23 protein-coding genes are annotated in these 25,223 nt (G+C 71.9%); 13 read left to right on the forward strand and 10 right to left on the reverse strand.

The genetic code is table 11. From position 1 onward, the window contains the following. Positions 1–11 precede the first annotated feature (11 nt). Both ACWD5F_RS25960 and ACWD5F_RS25965 read right to left on the reverse strand, forming a co-directional pair. Positions 12–878 (reverse strand): chitosanase, encoded by an 867-nt coding sequence (locus ACWD5F_RS25960; RefSeq protein WP_451257770.1) that lies wholly within the window; start codon positions 876–878, stop codon positions 12–14. Between the two features lie 48 nt (positions 879–926). Beyond that, on the reverse strand, positions 927–1,838 hold the full coding sequence (locus tag ACWD5F_RS25965) for a rhomboid family intramembrane serine protease (RefSeq protein WP_451257772.1): 912 nt from the start codon (positions 1,836–1,838) through the stop codon (positions 927–929). Between the two features lie 216 nt (positions 1,839–2,054). Here ACWD5F_RS25965 and qcrB point away from each other — a divergent pair, with 216 nt between their 5' ends. Continuing rightward, positions 2,055–3,713, forward strand: a complete 1,659-nt coding sequence (gene qcrB / locus ACWD5F_RS25970) for a cytochrome bc1 complex cytochrome b subunit (RefSeq protein WP_451257773.1) — start codon at positions 2,055–2,057, stop codon at positions 3,711–3,713. 6 nt (positions 3,714–3,719) lie between these two features. On the opposite strand, the gene ACWD5F_RS25975 is transcribed toward qcrB, so the two are convergent. Then, positions 3,720–4,679 (reverse strand): acyl-CoA dehydrogenase family protein, encoded by a 960-nt coding sequence (locus tag ACWD5F_RS25975; RefSeq protein WP_451257775.1) that lies wholly within the window; start codon positions 4,677–4,679, stop codon positions 3,720–3,722. Beyond that, positions 4,679–5,818: an acyl-CoA dehydrogenase family protein gene (locus tag ACWD5F_RS25980; protein WP_451257777.1), complete on the reverse strand. Its 1,140-nt coding sequence runs from the start codon at positions 5,816–5,818 to the stop codon at positions 4,679–4,681. Before ACWD5F_RS25980 ends, ACWD5F_RS25975 begins: the two co-directional genes overlap by 1 nt. A 48-nt stretch (positions 5,819–5,866) precedes the next feature. On the opposite strand from ACWD5F_RS25980, the gene ACWD5F_RS25985 reads away from it, so the two are divergent. From ACWD5F_RS25985 to ACWD5F_RS25995, 3 genes are all read left to right on the forward strand, one after another. After that, positions 5,867–6,655: an SDR family oxidoreductase gene (locus tag ACWD5F_RS25985; protein WP_451257779.1), complete on the forward strand. Its 789-nt coding sequence runs from the start codon at positions 5,867–5,869 to the stop codon at positions 6,653–6,655. 93 nt (positions 6,656–6,748) lie between these two features. Beyond that, a complete protein-coding gene (locus tag ACWD5F_RS25990) occupies positions 6,749–7,360 on the forward strand; it encodes a TetR/AcrR family transcriptional regulator (RefSeq protein WP_401727302.1) in 612 nt (203 codons plus the stop codon). Between the two features lie 58 nt (positions 7,361–7,418). Next, the gene (locus tag ACWD5F_RS25995; RefSeq protein WP_401727301.1) at positions 7,419–8,576 is read left to right on the forward strand and encodes an acetyl-CoA C-acetyltransferase; all 1,158 of its coding nucleotides are present in this window, start codon (positions 7,419–7,421) and stop codon (positions 8,574–8,576) included. Positions 8,577–8,637: 61 nt separating this feature from the next. On the opposite strand, the gene ACWD5F_RS26000 is transcribed toward ACWD5F_RS25995, so the two are convergent. Genes ACWD5F_RS26000 through ACWD5F_RS26015 form a run of 4 tightly spaced genes read right to left on the reverse strand, consistent with a single transcriptional unit; the run spans position 8,638 to position 12,018 of the window. Then, a complete protein-coding gene (locus tag ACWD5F_RS26000) occupies positions 8,638–9,690 on the reverse strand; it encodes an NAD(P)H-dependent flavin oxidoreductase (protein WP_451257782.1) in 1,053 nt (350 codons plus the stop codon). Continuing rightward, positions 9,687–10,427, reverse strand: a complete 741-nt coding sequence (locus ACWD5F_RS26005) for a CoA-transferase subunit beta (RefSeq protein ID WP_451257784.1) — start codon at positions 10,425–10,427, stop codon at positions 9,687–9,689. Before ACWD5F_RS26005 ends, ACWD5F_RS26000 begins: the two co-directional genes overlap by 4 nt. Further along, positions 10,424–11,251 carry a CoA transferase subunit A gene (locus tag ACWD5F_RS26010; protein ID WP_451257786.1) on the reverse strand — a complete coding sequence of 276 codons (828 nt, stop codon included), beginning with the start codon at positions 11,249–11,251 and terminating at the stop codon, positions 10,424–10,426. Before ACWD5F_RS26010 ends, ACWD5F_RS26005 begins: the two co-directional genes overlap by 4 nt. A gap of 2 nt (positions 11,252–11,253) precedes the next feature. Then, positions 11,254–12,018, reverse strand: a complete 765-nt coding sequence (locus tag ACWD5F_RS26015) for an enoyl-CoA hydratase family protein (protein WP_451257788.1) — start codon at positions 12,016–12,018, stop codon at positions 11,254–11,256. A gap of 53 nt (positions 12,019–12,071) precedes the next feature. Between ACWD5F_RS26015 and ACWD5F_RS26020 the strand changes: the two genes are divergently transcribed. Together ACWD5F_RS26020 and ACWD5F_RS26025 are read left to right on the forward strand one after the other, a co-directional pair. Next, a complete protein-coding gene (locus ACWD5F_RS26020; RefSeq protein ID WP_451257790.1) occupies positions 12,072–12,854 on the forward strand; it encodes an SDR family oxidoreductase in 783 nt (260 codons plus the stop codon). 1 nt (position 12,855) lies between these two features. Continuing rightward, positions 12,856–13,761 (forward strand): SDR family oxidoreductase, encoded by a 906-nt coding sequence (locus ACWD5F_RS26025; protein ID WP_451257792.1) that lies wholly within the window; start codon positions 12,856–12,858, stop codon positions 13,759–13,761. Positions 13,762–13,796: 35 nt separating this feature from the next. On the opposite strand, the gene ACWD5F_RS26030 is transcribed toward ACWD5F_RS26025, so the two are convergent. After that, positions 13,797–14,729, reverse strand: coding sequence for a hypothetical protein (locus tag ACWD5F_RS26030; protein ID WP_451257794.1), 933 nt, complete (start codon positions 14,727–14,729; stop codon positions 13,797–13,799). Positions 14,730–14,905: 176 nt separating this feature from the next. On the opposite strand from ACWD5F_RS26030, the gene ACWD5F_RS26035 reads away from it, so the two are divergent. Next, entirely contained in the window at positions 14,906–15,700 is a 795-nt protein-coding gene (locus ACWD5F_RS26035) for a S1 family peptidase (protein ID WP_451257796.1), read from the forward strand. A 36-nt stretch (positions 15,701–15,736) separates the two neighbouring features. On the opposite strand, the gene ACWD5F_RS26040 is transcribed toward ACWD5F_RS26035, so the two are convergent. Then, entirely contained in the window at positions 15,737–17,515 is a 1,779-nt protein-coding gene (locus tag ACWD5F_RS26040; protein ID WP_451257799.1) for a glycoside hydrolase family 35 protein, read from the reverse strand. A gap of 88 nt (positions 17,516–17,603) precedes the next feature. On the opposite strand from ACWD5F_RS26040, the gene ACWD5F_RS26045 reads away from it, so the two are divergent. The 6 genes from ACWD5F_RS26045 (at position 17,604) to ACWD5F_RS26070 (ending at position 25,110) form a co-directional block, all read left to right on the forward strand. Beyond that, positions 17,604–18,488: a helix-turn-helix domain-containing protein gene (locus ACWD5F_RS26045; RefSeq protein WP_451257801.1), complete on the forward strand. Its 885-nt coding sequence runs from the start codon at positions 17,604–17,606 to the stop codon at positions 18,486–18,488. A 26-nt stretch (positions 18,489–18,514) separates the two neighbouring features. Further along, on the forward strand, positions 18,515–18,865 hold the full coding sequence (locus tag ACWD5F_RS26050; protein WP_401727290.1) for a chorismate mutase: 351 nt from the start codon (positions 18,515–18,517) through the stop codon (positions 18,863–18,865). 149 nt (positions 18,866–19,014) lie between these two features. After that, a complete protein-coding gene (locus tag ACWD5F_RS26055; protein WP_451257803.1) occupies positions 19,015–19,557 on the forward strand; it encodes a response regulator in 543 nt (180 codons plus the stop codon). Between the two features lie 85 nt (positions 19,558–19,642). Beyond that, the gene (gene pepN / locus ACWD5F_RS26060) at positions 19,643–22,129 is read left to right on the forward strand and encodes an aminopeptidase N (protein WP_451257805.1); all 2,487 of its coding nucleotides are present in this window, start codon (positions 19,643–19,645) and stop codon (positions 22,127–22,129) included. Positions 22,130–22,309: 180 nt separating this feature from the next. Continuing rightward, the gene (locus tag ACWD5F_RS26065) at positions 22,310–23,692 is read left to right on the forward strand and encodes a pyridoxal phosphate-dependent decarboxylase family protein (RefSeq protein WP_451257807.1); all 1,383 of its coding nucleotides are present in this window, start codon (positions 22,310–22,312) and stop codon (positions 23,690–23,692) included. Next, positions 23,689–25,110, forward strand: coding sequence for a lysine N(6)-hydroxylase/L-ornithine N(5)-oxygenase family protein (locus ACWD5F_RS26070; protein WP_451257809.1), 1,422 nt, complete (start codon positions 23,689–23,691; stop codon positions 25,108–25,110). The genes ACWD5F_RS26065 and ACWD5F_RS26070 overlap by 4 nt, the downstream gene beginning before the upstream one ends. Positions 25,111–25,223: the final 113 nt, after the last annotated feature.

Here is a 25,223-nt window from a genome sequence, read left to right on the forward strand (position 1 = left end):
CCGCGCGCCCGTCAGGGCACCTTGTACGTCTCCCCGTACACCTGCCACGTCAGCGGGGTCTTCAGGGCCAGGTTGCCGTCGTACAAAAACCGCCGCTGCTCCGTGTCGACGCGGGAGGTGTCGAGGCCGGGGCTCTTGGCCTTCATGGCGGCGCGGCGGATGTCCAGGAAGATGTCCAGGTACGCCTTCTCCGAGCCGCCCTGGGCGGGGGTGTCCGCCTCTCGGATCGCGCGCTCGCGCAGGCCGTGGAAGCTGGTCGCGTCGTCGCCCGGGCCGTGGAAGACCATGGCGTCGTAGTAGATGAACTGGCCCAGGGTGCCCAGGCCGTCGAGCTTGGCCTCGCGGACCGCCGGGTCGAAGTAGACGCGGTCGCGCTCCTCGTCCTGGGCCGCGCGGAAGGCGGGCAGCTTCGCCTCGGCCTTCCAGGCGGCGGTGAAACCGGGGTCCAGGCCCTCGTGCGAGTCCGTGCCGTCGACCTTGCGCAGAGCGGGGAGGTAGCCGGCCAGGCCGTTGCCCGGATGGGTCTTCGTGTAGCGCTGGACCAGGGTGAGCAGGTCGTGGGTGCCGGTGCAGAAGCCGACGAGGCCGGCCGTGTAGCCCTGGCCGTCGCCGATGTCCTCGATGTAGCCGTAGGCGCTGCGCCAGTCGAGGGTCGAGTTCTCGGCGCTCGCCACCAGCTGCTGGGCCAGCTCCTTCTTCGCGGGCGCGGCGAGCCCCGGGGGCAGGCCGGCGAGCGCCCTGTCGTCCTGCGAGGCGGCGGCGGAGGGGTTCTTCGACGCGCCGTCGGAGGTGCCGGACGGGTCCCCGGGCAGGAAGTAGAACCCCGCCGCGAGGGCGACGGGGACCGCCGCGAACAGGAGGAAACCGGCACGTCTCATGACGCACAGATTAGGCCAAGGTGTTTCAGCCACCCGCGCCCAGGTCGCTCACACGGTCAGCTCCGCGACCCTCGCCAGCGACAGGACCACCAGCAGCGTGAGCAGTGCCACGCAGGCGCCCGCCTGGACGAAGGGGCGGCGCCGGTCGCGCGGGGCGTAGGCGAAGGCGACCGTGACCAGGCTGCCGGCCAGCAGACCGCCGAGGTGGCCCTGCCAGGAGGTGAGGCCCGCGGAGATCAGCAGCCACAGCAGCAGGCCGGCCATGAAGCGGTTGACGCTCGCCATGTCGGCGCCCAGCCGGCGGGCCATGACGTAGTAGGCGGCGCCGAGCCCGAAGATCGCGCCGGACGCGCCGAGGGTGGGGGTGTCGGGGGCGATCAGCAGCACCAGGACCGAGCCGCCGAGGGCGGACAGAAGATAGAGGGCGAGGTAGCGGACCCGGCCGAGCTGGGCCTCGACGACCCGCCCGATGTTCCACAGCGACACCATGTTCATCACGATGTGCAGGATCCCGAACGACCCACCGGTGGGCGGCAGATGGAGGAAGGCGCCGGTGAGCAGCCGGTACCACTCGCCGTCCACGACACCCTCGGCGTGGAAGGTGCCGGGGTAGACCGCCTGCCACACGTAGTGGCCGCCGTCCGGCCCGACCAGACCCCGGCCCAGCATCTCGAACCGGTCCACGACCGCGGGCCGCGCCACCTCGGCCACGTAGGCGAGCACATTGAGCGCGATCAGTACGTACGTCACCAGCGGCACCGTCGAGATCCGGCCACCGAACGCCGTCCGCGGCTCACGCACCGACCGCGCGCCCTCGCGTACGCACTCCACGCACTGGTGGCCGACGGCGGCCTCCCGCATGCAGTCCGGGCAGATGTACCGCTCGCAGCGGGTGCACCGGACGTGGGACTCCACCTTGGGATGGCGATAGCAGGTGGTGACGGCGGACTCGGAATCCACGGCCGGCTCCTCGGACAGGGGTTGGACGGAGGGGTGGGGAGGGGTGGGACGGAAGGGTGGGGCGGAAGAGCGAGCCGGTTGGGGCGGCGGCGAACAAAATATCGAACACCCGGGTGATCAGGAAAACGGGTCGGCCGGCCGGACGGGCCGCACGCACCGTTGGCTAAGTCCCCCGCCCGTGCAACCCTGATGTCGATCCGACGGGGAGGCTGCTGCATGGACGGGGCGCGATCGGTCAACGGGGCTGCGGAGACGGGTGGTTCGGCCCGTCGAAGCCCGGCCGGGAAGGGCGAGAAACTCGCCGACTGGGCCGACGGACGGCTCGGGCTCTACGGCCTGGCCAAGGCCAACATGCGCAAGGTCTTCCCGGACCACTGGTCCTTCATGCTCGGCGAGATCTGCCTCTACAGCTTCATCATCCTGATCCTGACCGGCATCTACCTCACCCTGTTCTTCGAGCCCAGCGGCGTCGAGGTCGTCTACCACGGCTCGTACGAGCCGCTCAACGGTGTCGTCATGACCCGGGCCTACGAGTCCTCGCTCGACATCAGCTTCGATGTGCGCGGCGGGCTGCTGATCCGGCAGATCCACCACTGGGCGGCCGTGGTCTTCATCGCCGGCATGCTCATCCACATGATGCGGGTGTTCTTCACCGGCGCCTACCGCAAGCCGCGCGAGGTCAACTGGATCTTCGGCTGGACCCTGTTGATGCTCGGCATCATCACCGGCCTGACCGGCTACTCGCTCCCGGACGACCTGCTGTCCGGCACCGGCATCCGCTTCGCCGACGGCGCGATCCTGTCGATCCCGATCGTCGGCACGTATCTGTCGATGTTCCTGTTCGGCGGCGAGTTCCCGGGGCACGACATCATCTCGCGGCTCTTCCCGGTCCATGTCCTGCTGCTGCCCGGGATCATGCTGGGCCTGGTGGTCGCCCATCTGATCCTGGTCTTCTACCACAAGCACACCCAGTACCCCGGGCCGGGACGCGACCAGAAGTCGGTCGTCGGCATGCCGTTCCTGCCGGTCTACATGGCGAAGGCGGGCGGCTTCTTCTTCCTCGTCTTCGGCGTCCTGACGATCATGGGCGGCATCGCCAGCATCAACCCCGTCTGGGCCTTCGGCCCCTACCGGCCCGACCTGGTGACGACCGGTGCCCAGCCCGACTGGTATCTCGGCTTCTCCGAGGGGCTGATCCGGGTGATGCCGGGATGGGAGATCAGCGCCTGGGGCCACACCCTCGTGCCGGGCGTCCTGATCCCCTTCTCGCTCTTCCCGCTGATCCTGCTCGCCCTCGGCGTCTACCCGTTCGTCGAGGCGTGGATCACCGGCGACAAACGCGAGCACCACATCCTGGACCGGCCGCGCAACGCGCCCGTGCGCACGGGGCTCGGCGTCGCCTGGCTCAGCCTGTACGGGGTGCTGCTGATCGGCGGCGGCAACGACATCGTGGCCACGCATCTGCATCTGTCCATCAACGCGATCACCTGGTTCGTGCGGATCGGCTTCTTCGTGGTGCCGGTGCTGGCCTTCCTGATCACCAAGCGGTTCTGCATGGGGCTGCAACGGCGCGACCGGGACAAGGTGCTGCACGGCCGGGAGACCGGGGTCATCCGGCGGCTGCCGCACGGGGAGTTCGTCGAGGTGCACGAGCAACTCCCGCAGGACCAGCTGCACACCCTCACCCAGCACGAGCAGGACCCGGCCTACGAGATCGGCCCGATGGTCGACGCCAACGGTGTACGGCGACAGGTCACCGTCTCGCAGCGGGTACGGGCCCAGCTCGCCCGGGCGATGTTCGGGCCGGAGTCACGGATCCCGAAGCCGACGCCGGAGGAGTACAAGGAACTCACCAGCGGCGACCACCACCACTGAGGTCGTTCACCAGCGGCGACCGCCGCCGCTGAGCACCGTCTCCCGGCACTCGGTGGGGCCGCCCCAAGCGGTGCGCAGCGCACGGGCCTTGGTCAGCCACAGGGAGAGGTCGTACTCCGCGGTGTAGCCGATCGCGCCGTGCAGTTGCAGTGCCGTACGGGCGGTCGTGTACGCCGCCTCGCAGGCCGCGACCTTGGCGGCGGCCACGTCGGCCGGGTCCAGGGTGAGCGCGGCGCCGAACACCAGGGGCCGTGCGAACTCCAATGCGATCTTGGCGTCGGCCAGTTGGTGCTTGACCGCCTGGAACGACCCGATGAGGACGCCGAACTGGAGCCGCTGCTTGACGTAGGCGACGGTCCGGTCGAGCAGGGCGAGTCCGACGCCGAGGGCCTGGGCGGCGGTGGCGAGCCGGGCCCAGGTGAGGGCCTCGCCGAAATGCGCCTCCGCGCGCAGGAGTTCACCGCCGGTGGCGGGTAGGGTCAGCCGCCGTGCCGGGTCCAGCGAGGCGCGTACGGGGCCGTGGCCGGGGGCCAGGCGCAACTCACCGTCGGTCAGGGTGAACAGCGCGGTCGCCGCGTCCCCGTCCAGCGCGTACCCGCCCGCGGTGGCGAGCGTGGCCACGGTCTCGCCCGAGGCCAGCGCCGGCAGATACCGCTTCGCCGGGCCCGGTTCGGTCAGCAGGGCCGCCGCCGTCACCGTCTCCACCAGTGGCCCCGGGACCGCGTGCCGGCCCAACTCGACGAAGGCGACGGCCAGTTCGACAGGTCGCGGCCCCAGACCCTCGTACGCCTCCGGCACCGCCAGCGCGAACACGCCCGCCCCGGCGATACGGCCCCACAGGTCGAAGCCGCGCGCGTGGTCGCCGGCGCTCCAGGACCGGATCGCCGACGGGGTGTCCGCGGACGCCAGCATCGAGTCCAGGGAGGCGGCGAACGCGCGCTGTTCCGTGTCGAGCAGGAAGCGCATCAGCGGCGTCCCTTCGGCAGGCCGAGCAGGCGCTCGGCGATGATGTCGCGCTGGATCTCGTTCGTGCCCGCGTAGATGGGTCCCGCGAGGGAGAAAACGTACCCCTCGGCCCACTCGTTCTCCGTCAACTCGCCCTGTTCGCACAGGAGATCGAGTGCTGTCTCGTGCAGCGCGATGTCGTACTCCGACCAGAAGACCTTGTTCAGGCTGGACTCCGGGCCGAGGGACTCGCCGTCCAGGAAGCGGGAGGCGTGGGCGTAGGTGAACAGGCGGTAGGCGCGGGCACCGATCACCGCGTCGGCCACCCGGTCGCGCATCGCCTCCGGGGCGCCCTGCGCCTGCCACAGCCGGTGCAGCCGTCCCGCGCCGGCCAGGAAGCGGCCGGGGGAGCGCAGCATCAGCCCCCGCTCGTTGCCCGCCGTCGACATGGCGATCCGCCAGCCCGCGCCCGGCTCGCCGATCACGTCCTCGTCCGGCACGAACACCTCGTCCAGGAACAGCTCCGCGAACGCCGGTTTCCCGTCCAGGCGTCCGATCGGGCGGACCGTGACGCCGGGTGCGCGCAGGTCGAACATCAGGTAGGTCAGGCCCTGGTGGGGCTTCGGGGTGTCCGGGTCGCTGCGGAACAGGCCGAACGCGCGGTCGGCGAACGCGGCCCGCGAGGACCACGTCTTCTGCCCGCTCAGCAGCCAACCCCCGTCCGTGCGCACGGCCTTGGACCGCAGGGAGGCCAGATCGGACCCGGCCTCGGGCTCCGACCAGGCCTGCGCCCAGACGGTGTCGCCGGTGGCCATGGACGGCAGCACGCGCGCCCGCTGCTTCGCCGTGCCGTGGTCGAAGAGGGTGGGCGCGAGCAGACTGATCCCGTTCTGCCCGACCCGGCCCGGCGCGCCCGCCGCCCAGTACTCCTCCTCGAAGACCAGCCAGGAGATCAGGTCGACGCCCCGGCCGCCGTACTCCACCGGCCAGTTGACGACCGACCAGCGGTCCGCGGCCAGTTCGGCCTCCCACGCGCGGTGCGCGGCGAAGCCCGCCTCGGTCTCCAGGGACGGCAGGGCGGTGCGCGGCACATGGTCCGCGAGCCACGCCCGGGCCTCCGTGCGGAAGGCGTCCTCGTCCTGCGTGAAGGCGAGATCCATGGGCTGCCATCCTTCCCTAACAAGTGTTTGGTAGGTTAGCGTGGCCCTATGACAGGCGTCGAGAGTCCCGCGTACGAGCCGGGGCACGGGCTGCTGGCGGGGCGGTCCGCGGTCATCACGGCCGCCGCCGGAGCCGGCATCGGGGGCGCCACCGCCCGACGGTTCCTGGAGGAGGGCGCGCGCGTGCTGATCAGCGACGCACATGTGCGCCGCCTCAAGGAGCACGAGGCCGAGCTGGCCGGGGAGTTCGGGACGGACGCGGTCACCGCGCAGCCGTGCGATGTGACCGACGAGGGGCAGGTCACGGCCCTCTTCGAGACGGCCGTACGCGCGCACGGGCGGCTGGACGTCGTCGTCAACAACGCGGGTCTGGGCGGGACTTCGGACCTCGTCGACATGACCGACGAGCAGTGGGGCCGGGTCCTGGACGTCACCCTCAACGGCACCTTCCGCTGCACCCGGGCGGCCCTGCGGCTGATGCGGGAGGCCGGCGCCGGGGTCATCGTCAACAACGCCTCCGTGGTGGGCTGGCGCGCCCAGGCAGGCCAGGCGCACTACGCGGCGGCCAAGGCGGGCGTGATGGCGCTGACCCGCTGTGCGGCGATCGAGGCCGCAGCGTACGGGGTGCGGGTGAACGCGGTCTCGCCGAGCCTGGCCATGCACGCGCACCTGGCGAAGGTGACGACGCCCGAGCTGCTGGAGCAGCTCACCGCGCGCGAGGCGTTCGGACGGTACGCGGAGCCCTGGGAGGTGGCCAACGTGATCGTGTTCCTCGCCTCCGGCTATTCCTCGTACATGACCGGCGAGATCGTCTCCGTCAGCAGCCAGCATGCGTAGGGCCTGTCCGGCGGATCAGCCTGGCTGTGAGGTGCGGTGCGTCTTGGACGCCGGGCTGATCCGCCGGACAGGCCCTGGCCGCACAATGGTCGCGTGCCGACCAAGAAGAAGCCCCAGGTGACCGCCGCTCCCGCGCGCCGCCGCGAACTCCTCGACACCGCCGCCGAGGTCTTCGCCGAGCAGGGCTACAACGCCACCACCGTACGCAAGATCGCGGACCACGCGGGCATGCTCGCGGGCAGTCTCTACTACCACTTCGACTCCAAGGAATCGATGCTGGAGGAGATCCTGCGGACCTTCCTCGACGAGCTCTGGAGCGGCTACGACGCCGTCCTGGACGCCGAGTCGGGGCCCCGCGAGACGCTCGCGGCCCTGGTCACCGAGTCGTTCCGGGAGATCGACCGGCACCGCGCCGCCGTCGCGATCTACCAGAAGGAGAGCAAGCAGCTCGTCGCGCAGGAGCGGTTCGCGTTCCTCGCCGAGTCGCAGCGCAAGTTCGAGAAGGCGTGGCTGTCCACGCTGGAACGCGGCGTCGCCGCCCAGGTGTTCCGGGCCGACCTCGACGTCCGGCTCACCTACCGGTTCGTGCGCGACACGGTGTGGGTGGCCGCGTCCTGGTACCGGCCCGGCGGACAGCACAGCCCGGAGGAGATCGCCCGGCAGTACCTGTCGATGGTGCTGGACGGGATCGCCGTACGCACATAGCTCGTAACGCGCACCACTCGTAACACTCACAACTCAAGGGCGAGTCTGGGGAGTTGGCATGGCCGAGGCCTACATCGTCGAAGCGGTCCGGACGCCCGTCGGGCGGCGCAAGGGAGGGCTGAGCGGAGTCCACCCGGCCGACCTCGGGGCGCATGTGCTCAAGGAGCTGGTCGCGCGGTCGGGTGTCGATCCGGCCGCCGTCGAGGACGTCGTCTTCGGGTGCCTGGACGCGGTGGGGCCGCAGGCCGGGGACATCGCGCGGACCGCCTGGCTGGCGGCCGGGCTGCCCGAGGAGGTGCCGGGCGTGACGATCGACCGGCAGTGCGGATCCTCGCAGCAGGCCGTGCACTTCGCGGCGCAGGGCGTGCTGTCCGGCACGCAGGACCTGGTGGTCGCGGGCGGTGTGCAGAACATGTCGCAGATACCGATCGCCTTCGCGACCCGCCAGGCCGCCGAGCCTCTCGGCTTCACCCAGGGACCCTTCGCGGGCAGCGAGGGCTGGCGCGCGCGGTACGGGGAGCGGCCGGTGAACCAGTTCGCCGGCGCCGAGATGATCGCCGCGAAGTGGGGGATCAGCCGGGAGGACCAGGAGGAGTTCGCGCTCCGCTCGCACCGGCGCGCGCTGTCTGCCATCGACGAGGGCCGCTTCGAGCGGGAGACCGTCGCCTACGGTCATGTGACCGTCGACGAGGGGCCGCGCCGGGACACCTCCCTGGAGAAGATGGCCGGACTCAAGCCGGTCCTCGACGGCGGCACCATCACCGCCGCCTGCTCCTCGCAGGTCTCCGACGGCGCGGCGGCGATGCTCCTGGCCTCGGAGCGGGCGGTACGGGAACACGGACTGACCCCGCGTGCGCGCGTCCACCATCTCTCCGTGCGCGGCGAGGACCCGATCCGCATGCTCTCCGCGCCCATTCCCGCCACCGCCCACGCCCTGAAGAAGACCGGCATGACCATCGACGCCATCGACCTCGTGGAGATCAACGAGGCGTTCGCGCCGGTGGTGTTGGCCTGGCTGAAGGAGACGGGCGCGGACCCCGATCGGGTCAACGTCAACGGCGGCGCGATCGCCCTCGGTCACCCGCTCGGCGCGACCGGCGTCAAGCTGATGACGACCCTGCTGCACGAACTGGAGCGCACGGGCGGGCGGTTCGGCCTGCAGACCATGTGCGAAGGCGGGGGACAGGCCAACGTGACGATCATCGAACGGCTTTGACCTGCACGGCCGTTGAAGGATTGTGGGCCGCGCGGTCACCGGACAGTCGTGAACCGCGCGCTCACTGATCGGCTCTGAGCCGTTCCGTCACCTCGTCCGCCTCCTTCATGATCCGGTCCACCAGCTCCGCGCACGAGGGCAGGTCCCCGATCACCCCGGCGACCTGCCCGGACGCCATCACACCGAGGTCCGTACGGCCGTCCACCATCGCCGACCTGAGCAGCATCGGGGTGTTCGCGGCGAGCAGGACCTGGCTCCAGCTCAGTTCCTTGCCGTGCTTCATGGCGAGTCCGTCGCGCACCAGTTGGCGCCAGGTGAGCCCCGACAGCTTCCGGAACCCGGCCGCCCGGCGGACGGCGTGCGACAGGGCTCGCGCGCGGCCCGAGTTCTCCAGGGAGTCCACCAACTCCGTGCGCAGCATGCGGTGCGGCAGGCCGTCCACCGCCGTGGTGACGGTGACGTCCTTCACCGTCGCCGCCAGATACCGGGCCTTCACCGCGTCCGGCACGGTCGAGTCCGAGGTCAGCAGGAACCGCGTGCCCATGGCGACCCCGGCCGCCCCGTAGGCCAGCGCGGCGACCAGACCGCGCCCGTCGAAGAATCCGCCCGCCGCCACCACCGGGATGTCCACCGCGTCCACGACTTGCGGCAACAGCACGGTCGTCGCCACCTCGCCGGTGTGCCCGCCGCCCTCCCCGCCCTGCACGATCACGGCGTCCGCGCCCCAGGCCGCGACCTTCTCGGCATGCCGCCGGGCCCCGATCGAGGGGATCACGACCACGCCCGCCGCCTTCAACTCGGCGATCAGCTCGGGGGAGGGCGCCAGGGCGAAGGACGCGACCCGGACGCCCTCCTCGATCATGATCCGCACCCGGTCGCCCGCGTCCGACGCGTCGGCCCGCAGATTGACCCCGAAGGGCGCGTCCGTACGGGACTTGACCTCCCGGACCGCCTCGCGCAGCCGGTCCGTGGTCATGGTCGCGGAGGCCAGAATGCCCAGCGCGCCGGCGTTCGCCGTCGCCGAGACCAGCCGTGGGCCCGCCACCCAGCCCATCCCGGTCTGCACGATCGGGTGCCGGACCCCGACGAGCCGGGTCAACGCGGTCTCCCTCACGAACCGACCTCCCTGGCCCGGGAGCCGGCCGGGTCGATGACCTCGCGGATCAACCGCAGTTCCTCGGCGGTGGGTTCACGGGTCGCCGGGATCTCGTCCGGGACGGCGAGGTCGAAGCCGGTCGCCTCTCTGACCTGCTCCACGGTGACGCCCGGGTGCAGCGCGGCCAGTCGCATCGAGTGGTCCGGAGTGGCGAAGTCGAAGACACCCAAGTCGCTGACGACACGCGGGATACGGTGATGGCGCGCGCCGTCCGCATGGTCGTAACCGACTCCGCAGACCATGTCGACCTTCTCCACGAAGACCCGCCGGGAGTGCTTCGGGATCCAGTAACTGGTCGGGTTGTTCAGGGTGTTGATCGGCGCCCCGCGCACCCCGAGCAGCTGTCGCTTGGGCCGCTCCCAGTCGCCGATGCACGAGATGTTCTGGTTGCCGAACCGGTCGATCTGGCTCGCGCCCATCATCACGTGCCGCCGGCCGCTCGCGACCATGGTCAGGTGCTGGCGGTACGGCAGCCAGCCCTCGGGCGTCCCGTCCGGGCGGACGATCGTCGCCTCGCCGTCGGTCAGCAGCAGGTCGGGCGAGAAGGTGAGCCGGGCCAACCGCGCTCCCACGGACGGGATCAGGCCCATCGGGCTGGCCAGGATCTCCCCTCCGTCGCGCCAGGCCTCGGCGCAGGCGATCACGCAGTACTCGGCGCGGGTGGGCGGGAGCAGTGGGGTACGGGTGACGGTCATGAGCCGGTCCCCTCGGGCGAGGTCTCGGGCGAGGCGAGGTACCGCTCCGCGAACTCCGGCCAGGGCGTGGTCGCGTACTCGCGTTGCGCGGCCTCGTCCCGGCCGTAGTCGGGAGCGCAGGAGGTGAAGTGCGCGCCGCCGGGGGCCTCGACCACTCCGGTGACGGTGTGCCGTTTGATCAGCAGCGACTGGGGCGGTGCCTCCTTCGTCAACTCGGCCGTGTCGACGACCCGTTCGCACGACAGGTACGCCGCGTCCGCGGCCTCGCAGAACAGGTCGTCGAAGTACGGGTCAGGGCCCAGGTACTGCCCGTTGCCCAGCCGGTCGGCGCGGTTGACGTGCACCAGGGCGGCGTCCAGGCGCAGGGCGGGCATCGCGACGAACGTCTCGCCGTCCTCGTACGGCGAAGTCACCGTCCGCAGAGCGGGGTTGACCCGCATCACGTCCGAGCCGAGACCGGCGCGCACCGGCAGGAACGGCAGCCGGTTCGCCGCCGCGTGCAGGCCCCACATGAACATCGCCTCGTCGACCTCCATCAGCTCGAAGGCGCCACGCTCGCGTGCCGCGCGGTAGTTGGGCTCCAGCGGGATCGAGTCGAGGGTGACGAAGGCGGCGACCAGCTTGCGGATCCGGCCGGCCGCGGCCAGCATGCCGACGTCCGGGCCGCCGTACGAGACGACGGTCAGGTCGGTGATCTCCGAGCGGAGCAACGCCCGTACCAGGGCCATCGGTTTGCGGCGGGAGCCCCAGCCGCCGATGCCGAGGGTCATGCCGCTCTCCAGGCGGGAGACGGCCTCCTCGGCGGTCATCGTCTTGTCGCTCACGCCTACGCCCCCTCTTTCTGCGCCCCGAATGTGTCGCGAACCCGGTCCGCCACCCCGACCGCGCTCGCCTCGAAGGTGAAGCCCTGCTCGAAGCGGTAGCTGCGGCGCACGTCGACCGGGTCGATGCCGTTGATGGCGGCCTTGGCCAGGCGCAGCAGCTCCCCGTCCTTGGCGGCGATCTCCCGCGCCAACTCCAGCGCCGCATCCAGGAGTTCGGCGCGCGGCACGACCCGCCACACCGAGCCGTGCGCGTGCAGCTCGGCCGCGGTCGCCGTGCGCGAGGTGTAGTACAGGGCGCGCATCAGGTGCTGCGGGACCAGCCGGGACAGATGCGTCGCCGCGCCCAGGGCGCCACGGTCCAGCTCCGGCAGCCCGAAGGTGGCGTCCTCGCTCGCCACGATCACGTCCGCGTTGCCGACCAGACCGATCCCGCCGCCCAGACAGAAGCCGTGCACCGCCGCGATGACCGGCACCTCGCACTCGTACACGGCCGCGAAGGCCTCGAAACAGCCGCGGTTGGCACCGACCAGCGCGCTCGGCCCCTTCGCCTGCAACTCCTTGATGTCCACACCCGCGTTGAAGCCCCGGCCCTCGGCGGTGAGCAGCACGCAGCGCGTACGTGGGTCACGGCCGGCCGCGCGCACGGCGTCGGCGAGGGCGAACCAGCCCTGCACCGGCAGGGCGTTCACCGGTGGGAAGTCGACCGTGACGATCGCGATGCCGTCTTTTTCGGGCCCCTTTTCCGGGGACGAGGTGGAGACACCCATGCGCGCATCAGCTACCTTTCCACCAAACGTTTGTTAGGTGGAGGGTAGCGGCGATGGATCTGAACGGGAAGGTCGCCGTCGTCACGGGCGGCACCCGAGGTGTCGGGGCCGGGATCGCGCGGGCCTTCGTCGAGGCCGGCGCCGAGGTGGTGGTCTGTGCGCGCAGACCGCCCGAACAGCCGCTCAAGGGAACGGAGTTCGTCTCCCTCGACCTGCGGGACCCGGACGCCGTACGGGAGTTCTTCACCGGCCTGCCCCGGCTCGACGCGCTCGTCAACAACGCGGGCGGTGCGCCCTACCGGCCGCTCGACCAGGCCCCGCTGGAGTGGCACGCGCGCGTGATCGAGCTCAACCTCACCACCGCGCTGGGCGCTTCGCTCGCCGCGTACGAGCAGCTGCGGCGGACGCGAGGTGCCGTCGTGATGATCGGCAGCGTCAGCGGCGGCCGGCCCTCGCACGGCTCGGCGGCGTACGGCGCGGCCAAGGCCGGTCTGGAGAGCCTCGCCCGCTCGATGGCCGTGGAGTGGGCGCCGGAGGTGCGCGTCAACACCCTCGTCGTCGGCATGGTCCGCACCGAGCTGTCCCATCTGCACTACGGCGGCGAGGACGGCATCGAGGCGGTCTCCCGCACGGTGCCGCTCGGCCGGCTCGCCGTGCCCTCCGACATCGGCGCGGCGGCCGTCTTCCTCGCCTCGGACGCGGCCGCGTACATCAGCGGGGCGAGTCTGCTGGTGCACGGGGGCGGGGAGGCGCCGGCTTTTCTGGACGCGGCCACCGCCAACAAAGAGACCTCGGTCCCGATGAAGCAGGCGTCAACTCCCCAGAAGGAGGCGTGAGATGAGCGGAATCTGTCACGGCCGGGTCGTCGTCGTCACCGGTGCCGGGCGCGGGCTCGGCCGGGCCCACGCGCTCGCCTTCGCGGCAGAGGGGGCACGGATCGTCGTGAATGACCTGGGAGTCGGTCTGGACGGGTCACCGGGCGCGGACAGTCCGGCCGCGCAGGTCGTGGCCGAGATCCGCGCGGCCGGCGGCGAGGCGATCGCCCACGGCGGTGACATCGCCACCACGGAAGGCGCGTCCTCCCTGATCGCCGCCGCCCTGGAGGCGTACGGCCGGCTCGACACCCTCGTCAACAACGCGGGCTTCCTGCGCGACCGGATGCTCGTCAACCTCGACGAGGACGACTGGGACGACGTCGTACGCGTCCATCTCAAGGGCCACTTCCTTCCGCTCAAGCACGCCGGCGCGCACTGGCGGGCCGAGGCCAAGGCGGGCCGGGCGCCGACCGCGCGGATCGTCAACACCAGTAGCGGGGCAGGGCTGTTGGGGTCGGTCGGGCAGGGGAACTACAGCGCCGCCAAGGCCGGCATCGTCGGGCTGACCCTGGTCGCCGCCGCCGAACTCGCCCGCTACGGCGTCCAGGTCAACGCCATCGCCCCCGCGGCGCGCACCCGCATGACGGAACGCACCTTCGCCGAGACCATGGCCGCCCCCGACGCCGGTTTCGACGCGATGGCCCCCGAGAACGTCTCCCCGCTCGTGGTCTGGCTCGGCTCGGCCGCGAGTGCCGGGGTGACCGGGCGGGTCTTCGAGACGGAGGGCGGCCGGATCACGGTCATGGAGGGCTGGCGGCCGGGGCCGAGCGCGGACAAGGGGGCGCGATGGAGCCCGGCGGAGGCGGGGGAGACGGCGCTGAAGCTGCTGGCGGAGGCGGGGGTGCCGGGGGCCGTGTACGGAGCGTAGGGGGCCGCTGAGGAGGGCCGGCCGCGGAGTCCTGCCTAGGTGTCGCACTCCAGCACCGTCCGGCACAGCCCGCAGCGCGCCCTGACCCGCCCCTTCACCGGCACCCTGATCCGCTGATGGCAGGTCGGGCACGGGAACGACACCCGGAGCGGCCCGTGGCCGTCGGACGTGCCGTCCGGTGTGAAGGAGTACGAGACCGCCGAACCCGCGGAGCCGGGCGCGGAGCCCGACGCCGGGCCGGTGTGGTGGGCCTGGGCATGCCGTCGGTCGCGTGCGTACCGGCGCCGCCCCGCCCACCCCGCCGCCGTCAGCGGGGGCTGCTGTTCGTCGTTGCGGGCCTTGGTCATGCCGCGGGTGTAGGCCTCGTAGGCCTGGGGGCTGGTGAACCAGATCGACGGGTCCTCGCCGAAGACCAGGGCCCGCTTCGCGAGGACGTAGCCGAACTCCTCCGGGGTGAGGTAGCCCAGCTTCTGCGAGGAGGCCGCGTCCTCCCGGTAGGCGTCGAGCAGCAGCCAGCCGGCGCCGAGATACGTCGTCGCCGTGTCCGTGAGGATCTCGTTGTCCCGGGTGCCGGGGAAGGAGAGGTCGAGGCGGTGCAGGTAGACGTGCATGACCTCGTGGGCGAGGGCCGCGCCGATGTCCCGGCGGTGGGTGCGGAACCGGTCGTTCAGCTCGATGAAGTACTCGGGTCCTGCGGCGAGTTCGACGTTCGCGGCATGGGTCATCTCGCGGAAGCCGACGATCATCCGGGCGTCGGGCAGGCGGTAGTGCCGGACCAGTTCGCGGGCCACGCGCTGGGCGCCCAGATGCAGGTCGTCGGTGTCGGCGAAGGCCACGTCGGCGGGGAGCACGCTGGTCGAGAAGGTCTGGACGGTGTCGTACGACAGGCGCTTGTAGAGCGCGGTGACGGCGGCGCGCACCGTCTCCAGGTGCGGGTAGCCGTGCTCGACCGGACCGTCGTTCGCCACGTCCGACCCCCTTCAGACGCCCTGAACCCGATTCCACTCTACGGGGAGGCGAGCCGAATCCCCGTGGGCGGCTTCCGCGGCCCGGCCGGACGGCCCCCTTTGTCGATCCCCCTTGTCAAAGGGCCTGTTCGATCTTCATAATGCGGGCCGCCCAACTTGCCACGAAAGGATCCACGTTGACCTCCACCCCGCCCAGGAGAACCCGCTCGGCCCTGAGGCTCAGAGCCGCGGCCGTCGGTGTCGTCGCCCTCGCCGCGGCCGGCCTCCAGCCCGTGAGTGCGCAGGCCGCGCCCTCGCCCGTCGTCGGAGGAACGCCCGCCGGGTCGAGCGAGTTCCCGTTCATGGTCCACCTCTCCATGGGCTGCGGCGGAGCGCTCTACAAGAAGGACGTCGTGCTGACGGCCGCCCACTGCGTGGCGGGTTCCGGGACCAACACCGGCATCACCGCCACCGCCGGGGTCGCCGACCTCACCTCCGCCGCCGCGATCAAGGTCAAGTCGACCAAGGTCAAGCAGGCCACCGGCTACAACGGCGTCGGCCGGGACTGGGCGCTGATCAAGCTGGCCCACCCGATCGACCTGCCCACCCTGAAGATCGCCACCGACACGCGGTACAACCGCGGTGTCTTCACCATCGCGGGCTGGGGTGACACCAAGGAGAACGCCAACACCGGCTCGACCAAGCTCCTCAAGGCGAACGTCCCCTACGTCCCCGACTCGCAGTGCAAGTGGTACTACGGGAACGAACTGGTGCCCAAGCAGGAGCTGTGCGCCGGTTACCCCCAGGGCGGCGTCGACACCTGCCAGGGCGACTCCGGCGGACCCATGTTCCGCAGGGACGCGGCCGACAAGTGGATCCAGGTCGGCATCGTCAGCTGGGGCGACGGCTGCGCCCGCCCCGGAGTCGCCGGCGTGTACACGCAGGTCAGCACCTTCGCGGCCGACATAGCGAAGGCGGCGAACGCCCTCTAGGGGCCTTGAGGGGCCTTGAGGGGCCTTTAGGGGCTTCTAGGGGGCGACTCCGCGAGCCGCCGCCTCCTGGACGGGCCGCAGCCGCACCCCCTCCGGCGCCGCCTCCTCCGTCTCCAGCACCCACACCTCGTTGACGCCCTCCCGCAGCACGGGCCCGGGCACGTACAGCGAACGCTGGGGGCCGACGGACCAGTAGCGGCCCAGGCAGAATCCGTTGATCCACGCGAACCCCCGGGTCCAGCCCGGCAGTTCGAGCCGGGCGTCCCCGGCGCCCCGCACCTCGACGGTGCCCCGGTACAACCCCGGGGCACCGTCCCCCGGCAGCTCCCCGAAGGGCACCGCCCCGACGTCCTCAAGGGCGTCCAGGCGCAGCCCACGCGCGCGTACGTCGTGCAGGAACTGCCGCTCGTGCAGCAGCCCCCCGGTGATGCCCTTGGGCTCCCCGGAGCGCGGCCCGTAGTTGACCCGCCCCAGGGACTCCACCCACAGCTCCACGCGCGCGTGCCCCGCGACGGGCTCCTTCAGCCGCTCGTCGCCCTCGGCGAGCACCCCGGCCCGCTCCCCGTCGACGTACACCACCGCCAGATCGCGCAGCCCGCGCGCGGTGAGCGGGTACGGCTGCCGCGGCCCCGGCACGGTCACCGCGTACCGCACGAGCCCCCGGTCCACGTCCAGCTCCTCGAAGGTCGGCGGGACGGGAGCCGCGACCTCGGGGCCGCCGAGCGTGTCCAGTACGACGTCCAGGGGCGCCCAGCCGGTCAGCCGCGCGTCCGTGTCCGCGGCCAGCCCCGGAGGCGCCGGCGGGGGCTCGGGCAGCGGCCCGTCGGCGTACTCGGCGAGCACCTCCCTGAAGCGCCGGAACTTCTCCGTGGGCCTGCCGTACTCGTCGATCGGCGCGTCGTAGTCGTAGGACGTCACGTCGGGCTCCAGCGGGCCCTCGTGCAGGGCGCCGCCGCCGCGGTTGGCGCCCGCCCAGCCGCCGAAGCTGGTGCCGCCGTGCGCCATGTAGAGGTTGACCGAGGCGCCGCACTCCAGGATCTCGCGCAGGGCCTCCGCCGCGTCGCCGGCGTCCCGTACGACGTGCTCGCCGCCCCAGTGGTCGAACCAGCCGCACCAGAACTCCATGCACATCAACGGCCCTTCGGGGCGGTGCTCGCGCAGCGTCTCGAACGCCTCGCGCGCGTGGGAGCCGAAATTGACCGTGGCGAGGACACCGGGGAGCGAGCCGCCGGTGAGCATGTGGTCCTCCGGGCCGTCCGAGGTGAACAGCGGGACCGTGATGCCGCTCGCCCGCACCAGCTCGGCCAGCCGTTCCAGATAGGCCGCGTCGGAGCCGTAGCTCCCGTACTCGTTCTCGACCTGCACCATGATCACCGGGCCGCCCCGGTCGATCTGCCGGTCGGCGATCCCGGGCAGCAGCGCCTCGAACCAGCGCTCCACATGCGCCAGGAACCGCTCGTCACGCGTGCGTGCGCGTGCCCCCAGCTCGCCCGTCACCCAGTGCGGAAGGCCGCCGTTCTCCCACTCGGCGCAGATGTAGGGCCCCGGGCGCACGATCGCCCACAGCCCCGCCTCCCGGGCCGCGTCCAGGAAGCGGCCGAGGGCCTCTACGTCCTTGTGGCGACCGGGACTTGGCTCGTGCAGGTTCCACGGCACGTACGTCTCCACGCAGTTCAGGCCCATCGCCCGCAGCATCGCCAGCCGGTGGCCCCACTGCGCCTCGTGCACCCGGAAGTAGTGCAGCGCGCCGGACAGCAGCCGCACCGGCCGCCCGTCCAGCAGGAAATCCGTGTCCCCCACCGTGAACTCGCTCATGCGTCCAGCCTCACCCCTGGCGGCGATCACCGTCCATGGACAAAGATCGCCGCTACTTGGACTGCTCGGACCGGAGAGGGCCGCCGCGATGTACCACACCTGGATGCGGTTCTTCACGCCCGGACCGGCCCATCACCGGCTCGGCCTGGTCTGCCTCGGGGTCGGCCTCCAGTACGGCGCCCTGCCCACCGTCGGCCCCCGCACCCTCGACCACCACGTGGCCGTCGTCGTCAACGCGGGCACCGGCTGGTACCTGAGCCCCGACGGCCGCCGTACGACCGTCACCGCGCCCGCCCTGCTGTGGCTCACCCCGGGCGTCCCGCACCACTACGCGCCCGACGACGGGACCGGCTGGGACGAGGGCTTCGTCGACTTCGCCGGGCCCGCGACCGCCACGTACACCGAACTCGGCTACATCGAACCGGACCGGCCCGTGGTGCCCCTCTCGGACGCCACGGGCGCGCGTGCCGTCATCGGCCGCATGGCGCGCGCCGCCCGCCGCGACAACCCCCTCCTGGAGGTGGAGACCGGCGCCGCCGTCCACGAACTCCTGGTCGCCCTGCGCCGGGCCCGCGCCGACCTCGCCCCCTCCGGCGAGGCCGTCCTCAAGGCCCTCGCCCGTGACGCGTGTCTGCCGCTGTCGGTCGCCGACCACGCGGCCAAGCACGGCATGACCCCGGCCGAACTGCGCACCGCCGTCCGCCGCGGCGCGGGGTGCAGCCCCAAGGACTATCTGCTCGGCATCCGCCTGGCCCGTGCCAAGGAGCTGCTCGCCACCACCGGACTGCCCGTCGCGGCCGTCGCCCGCCGCGTCGGCTACGACGATCCCGCCTACTTCTCCCGCCTGTTCACCCGCCGCGTAGGCATGGCTCCGGTCCGCTTCCGCGCCCAGCAGTTCCGGGCCGTCCCCGGCGGCTGGAGCAACCAGGTGCCGGACCCCGCCGATCCACCGGTGATCGGGCGGAACCGGTGAACCCAGGTCACGTAGGGTGGACGCCCATGACCACCAGCAACACCGGTACCGGTGACGTCGACCCCGCCGTCCGCGAGGAGCTCGCCCGGCTGCGCGACAGCATCGACAACATCGACGCGGCCGTCGTCCACATGCTCGCCGAGCGCTTCAAGTGCACCCAGCAGGTCGGCGTCCTCAAGGCCGCGCACCAGCTGCCGCCCGCCGACCCGGCCCGCGAGGCCCGCCAGATCGAGCGCCTTCGCACGCTGGCCGAAAGCGCCAAGCTGGACCCGGCGTTCGCTGAGAAGTTCCTCAATTTCATCATCGGCGAGGTGATCCGCCACCACGAGCGCATCGCCGAGGACGTCGTTAACGGCTCCCCGCGCGCGGGGAACTGACCTCGGACGATGTCCGGAGGATGCCTGGGGGGTCGTGACAGACGGGCCCGGGCGGTGCATGCTGCTGTGCACTCCTTGTCAGCCGACGGACACACCCCGTCAGCGACCCGCACCTAAACTGGTGGACCACGCGGGAGGGACACCGGGCCATGCCGTCGGACGCAAAGATCCTCATCGTCGACGACCACGAGGACACGCTGTACGCGCTGGAGAGCGCCCTGGCGCCGCTGGGCTACCGGCTCGGCCGCGCCACCAGCGGCGACGAGGCGCTCAAGCAGGTCCTGCGCGGACAGGTCGGCCTCCTGCTGCTCGACGTCCGCATGCCCGGCGTCAGCGGCCTGGACGTGGTGCGCTACCTGCGCCGCCTGGAACAGACCCAGCACATTCCGGTCATCCTGCTCACCGGCTTCGGCGCCGACCACGAACTGACCGCCACCGCCTTCGCCCTGGGCGTCGCCGACCTCGTCATGAAGCCCGTCGACCCCTGGTCCCTGCGCACCAAGGTCCGCTACCTGTACGACACCCACCAGCGCCACCTCGCCCTGGAGAGCGAGGTCCGCGAACTGCGCGCCCTGGTCAAGGACCACGATCCCGACCGCGCCACCACGCGCCCCGCGCGCCCCCACCCCGACCCGCACGTCCCGCCGCAGCGCGACGGCGAGCAGCAGCCGACGGCACAGGAACGGACCTAGCGGGGCGCGGATCGGCGTACCGGACGTAGGGCGCGTACCGGCCCTCCTCTGTGCCTTGTCGGTGCCATCAGGCAGCATGTCCTGCATGTCCGTACTCACGCGCGACGAAGCGCAGACCCGTGCCAGGCTCCTCGACGTCCAGCGGTACACGATCGACCTCGATCTGACCGTCGGCGACGAGCACTTCGACTCCCGGACCGTCATCCGCTTCACGGCCCGCGCGGACGCGGACACCTTCGTCGAGCTCAAGCCGGCCGAACTACGCACGGTCGTCCTCGACGGACAGCCCCTCGACCCGGGGACACTGGAGGAGAACCGGCTCCCGCTGAGCGGCCTCACCGAGGGCGAGCACGAGCTGATCATCGACGCCGTCATGAGCTACTCGCGCACCGGCGAGGGCATGCACCGCTTCACCGACCCCACCGACGGCGAGACCTACCTCTACACCCAGCTGTTCATGGAGGACGTCCAGCGCGTCTTCGCCGCCTTCGACCAGCCCGACCTCAAGGCCGTCTTCGAGCTGACCGTCCAGGCCCCCGAGGGCTGGACCGTGCTGGCCAACGGCATCGCCGAGGACCTCGGCGAGGGCCGCTGGCAGGCCGCCCCCACCCCGCCGATCTCCACCTACCTCGTCGCCGTCGCGGCCGGCCCCTGGCACTCCGTGCGCACCGAACACCGCGGCCTGCCCTTCGGCATCCACTGCCGCCGCTCGCTCGCGCCCTACCTCGACGTGGACGCCGACGAACTGTTCGAGATCACCCGGCAGTGCTACGACCGCTACCACGAGAAGTTCGAGGAGCCCTACCCCTTCGACTCCTACGACCAGGCGTTCGTCCCCGAGTTCAACGCCGGCGCCATGGAGAACCCCGGACTGGTCACCTTCCGGGACGAGTTCGTCTACCGCTCCGCGGTCACCGACACCGAGCGGCAGACCCGCGCCATGGTCATCGCGCACGAGATGGCCCACATGTGGTTCGGCGACCTCGTCACGCTGCGCTGGTGGGACGACATCTGGCTGAACGAGTCCTTCGCCGAGTACATGGGCTACCAGACCCTCACCGAGGCGACCCGTTTCTCCGACACCTGGACCGACTTCGGGGTCGCCCGCAAGTCCTGGGGCTACGACGCCGACCAGCGCCCGTCCACCCACCCCGTCGCCCCCGAGGCAGTCGACGACACGGCCGCCGCCCTCCTCAACTTCGACGGCATCTCCTACGCCAAGGGCGCCTCCGCACTGCGCCAACTCGTCGCCTGGCTCGGCGAGAAGGACTTCCTGGCCGGCATCAACACCCACTTCGCCCGCCACCGGTTCGGCAACGCCACCCTCGCCGACTTCATCGACTCCCTCGCCTCCGCGACCGAACGTGACGTGCACGCCTGGGCCGACGCCTGGCTGCGCACCACCGGCGTCGACACCCTCACCCCGGTCGTGGCCCCCGGCGACGACGGCACCTGCGCCCTCACCGTCGAGCACGCCGGCAGCCGCCCGCACCGCATCGCCGTCGGCCTCTACGACCAGGACCCCGCCGACGAGGCCCGTCGGCTCGTGCTGCGCGAGCGCCTCGACCTCGACATCCCGCAGTCCGCCCCGCTGCCCCTGGGCAAGCGGCCCGCGCTGCTCCTGCTCAACGACAGCGACCTGACCTACGCCAAGGTCCGCTTCGACCCCGAGTCCTTCCAGGCCGTCCGCTCGGGCCTGTCCGGACTGCCCGACCCGCTCACCCGCGCGGTCGTGTGGAACGCCCTGCGGGACGCGGTCCGGGACGGCCAACTCCCCGCCACCGCCTACCTGGACGCCGCCCGCGCCCACCTTCCGCGCGAGACCGACCTCGCCCTCGTGCAGGGCGTCCTCGCCTTCGCCTCCGCCCAGGTCACCGACCGCTACATCACCGCGGAGGCCCGCCCGGTCGCCCTCGCCACCCTCACCGACCTGTGCCGCGACCTGATCCGCCGCACCGAGGACGGCGACAACGCCGGCCTGCGGCTGATCGCGGTCCGCCACTTCATCGACGTAGCGGCCCAACCCGAGACCATCGCCGCCTGGTTGGCCGAGGGCACGGTGCCCGGCGGCCCGGACCTGGACCCCGAGCTGCGCTGGCGGGTCCTGGGCCGGCTCGCCGTCCTCGGTGCCACCGACGAGGCCGCCATCGCCGCCGAACTCGACCGGGACCCCTCCGCCACCGGCCAGGAGGGCGCCGCCCGCTGCCGCGCGGCCCTGCCCGACCCCGAGGCCAAGCGCCGCGCCTGGGACGCGATGTTCGCGGGCGACGACCTCTCCAACTACCTCTTCACGGCCACCGCCCAGGGCTTCTGGCAGCCCGAACAGGCGGACCTCGTACGGGAGTACGTCCCGCGCTACTACGAGGACGCCGTCGCCGTCGCCGCCCGCCGGGGCCCCGCGATCGCCGTCGCCGTCGGCCGCTGGGCCTTCCCCGGGTACGCCGTCGACACGGAGAACCTCCGGCTGGGCGAGGAGTGCCTGCGCGACGCCGACCTGACCCCGGCCCTGCGCCGCCGGCTGGTCGACGAACTCGACGACCTGGCACGGGCGTTGCGGGTGCGGGAGGTCTAGCCGCCGGTACACGAGAAATGGGCAGTGGGGTGGGCCGGAGCAGGAATCGGCCCACCCCGACACGTTTTCCCCGTACGGAAGTACCTTCTTTCGGGTTTGAATCGTTGAACTTTTCGGGCGCGCCATCGCATCCGCGTACAAGCTGGAACTCCCTCTGTCCGGCGCCCCGGAGGTCACCTCATGAGCACGCCGCCTCTCGCCTCAGGTCCCGAAGGCCCGCGCGCCCTGCGGCCCCTGCTGGACACCGTGCTCGACGCGCTGCGGGAGGGCACGCGCGCGAGGGGCGGGCCGCTGCCCTCGGGCGGCCCGGACGCGGTCGCCGCGCGGGTGCGGGAGGTGGTGGGGGACGTACTGCCGGACGACGGCGATCCGGACGCCCTGCACGCGCTCGTGCGGTTGCTCGCCGAAGGGGCCGCCGACCCGGCCGACCCGCTGTGCGCGGGGCATCTGCACTGCCCGCCGCTGGCCGTCGCCACCGCCGCCGACCTGGCCGCGAGCATCCTCAACCCGTCCCTCGACTCCTGGGACCAGGCCCCGGCCGCCGCCGAGTTGGAGGCCCAGGTCGCCCGGGAGCTGGCCCTGGAGGCCGGCGCCGCCGACGCCCTCGTCACGACCGGCGGCACCGAGTCCAACCAACTCGCCCTGCTGCTCGCCCGCGAGACCCAGGGCGCCGACGTCCGGCTGGTGTGCGGTGCCAACGCCCATCACTCGCTGGCCCGCGCCGCCTGGCTGCTCGGGCTGCCCGAACCGGTGATCGTGCCCACCCCCGCCGGCACCCTCGACCCCGCCGCCCTCGACGCGGCCCTCACCGCCCTGCCGGGCCCCTGCCTGGTCGCCGCCACCGCCGGCACCACCGACGCCGGGCTCATCGACCCGCTGCCCGAGATCTCCGGCCTCTGCTCGGCCCACCGCGCCCGCCTGCACATCGACGCCGCCTACGGTGGCGGCCTGCTCTTCAGCGACCGCCACCGTGACAAGCTCGCCGGTCTGGAGCGCGCCCACACCATCACCCTCGACCTGCACAAACTCGGCTGGCAGCCGGTCGCCGCGGGGCTCCTCGCGGTACGCCACCCCCGCGACCTCGCCGCCCTGAACCAGCGTGCCGACTACCTCAACGCCGACGACGACACCGAGGCGGGCCTGCCCGACCTCCTCGGACGTTCCCTGCGGACCACCCGCCGCCCCGACATCCTCAAGATCGCCGTCACCCTCAAGACCCTCGGCCGCAGCGGCCTCGGCGCGCTCGTCGACCAAGTGTGCGACCGCGCGCGCGAGTTCGCCGCCCTCGTCCGCGACCACCCCGGCTTCCAGCTCCACGACCGGCCCACCATCAGCACGGTCCTGTTCCGGCCGGCCGGGGCCACCGACGACGCCGTGGCCGCCGTACGCAGGCGCCTCCTCACCGACGGCCGCGCGGTCCTCGGCCGCGCCCGCACGGCCGACCGCCTCTGGCTCAAGGCGACCTTCCTCAACCCGGTCACCCGGTCCGCCGACCTGGCCGCGCTCCTCAAGGTCGTCGAAGAACTCGTAGAGACACCCGCGGAAGGAAACACCCCCCGATGAGCACCACCCCCAACCCCCCGCACCCCGAACCCGACGCGCCCCGTGACCTCGTCGGTATCGGCATCGGACCCTTCAACCTCTCCCTCGCCGCGCTCGCCCATCCGCTCACCGAGCTCGACATCGCCTTCTACGAGCAGCGGCCCGCCTTCGGGTGGCACTCCGGGCTGCTCATCGACGGGGCCCGGATCCAAGTCCCGTTCCTCGCAGACCTGGTGAGCCTCGCCGACCCCGCCAGCCCCTGGTCGTTCCTCAACCACCTCAAGAGCCGCGACCGGCTCTTCCCGTTCTACTTCTCCGAGCGCTTCCACATCCAGCGCGCCGAGTACGACGCCTACTGCCGCTGGGTCGCCGAGAACCTGCCCGGACTCCACTTCGGCCACCAGGTCGACGCCGTCCGCTGGAACCCCGAACGCGACGTGTTCGAGGTCGACTTCACCCAGCTCGACGCCGACGGCGAGGCCGAGGCGCTCGGGCGGACGTACGCGAAGAACATCGTGCTCGGCGTGGGCACCGAGCCCTACGTCCCCGAGCCGCTGAAGCCGCTCGTCGAGGCGCCCGCCGTGCCCGTCGTGCATGCCGCCGACTATCTCGCCCACCGCGAGACGGTGCTGGCCGCCGAACACGTCACCGTCATCGGCTCGGGACAGTCCGGCGCCGAGGTCTTCCTCGACCTGCTGCGCGCCCGCCCGGCCGGCCGCGAGGGACTGCACTGGGTCGGCCGCACCGAGGCCTTCGCGCCCATGGAGTACTCCAAGCTCGGCCTGGAACACTTCACCCCCGACTACACCCGCTACTTCCAGGCCCTGCCCGAGGGCGTCCGCGACCGGCTCGGCACCACCCAGTGGCAGCTCCACAGGGGCATCGACAACGACACCATCGCCGCCATCCACGAGGAGCTCTACCGCCGTACCCTGCACGGCGGTTGGCCCGACGCCGTGCTCACTCCGGGCGTCCGCGTCCGCACCGCGGGCCGGATCGGCGCCACCAAGGTCGAACTCCACCTGGAACACATCCAGCAGAACACCCGCTCCCGCCTCACCACCGACGCCGTGGTCCTCGCCACCGGCTACCGGGAGCGCCCCCTGGACCGGATCCTCGCCGGCATCGACCCCTATCTGCGCCGCGACAGCCGCGAACGCCCGCGCGTCGACGAGCAGTTCAGGCTGGTGACCGATCCCGCCGTCACCGGCTCGGTGTACGTCCAGAACGCCGAGCGCCACACCCACGGCGTCGGCACCCCCGACCTCGGCCTCGCCGCCTGGCGCAGTGCGACGATCCTCAACTCCCTGACCGGGAAGGAGACCTACTCGCTGCCGACCCGTACGGCCTTCACCACCTTCGGTCTCGACCAGCGCCAACCGCACATCCCGCAGGCCCGCCAGGCCCAGGTCCTCACCCCGCTCGTCGAGGGGACGTGACACCGACGGCGCGGTGACGCCCACGCGAAGCGGCGCCGACGAAAGGCCGCATGGCACCGACGAAAGACCGCAAAAGGGCAACAGGGGAAGAATCCGTCCGGCGGGGGCGTTGG

The sequence above is a fragment of the Streptomyces sp. NPDC002499 genome (assembly GCF_053595415.1).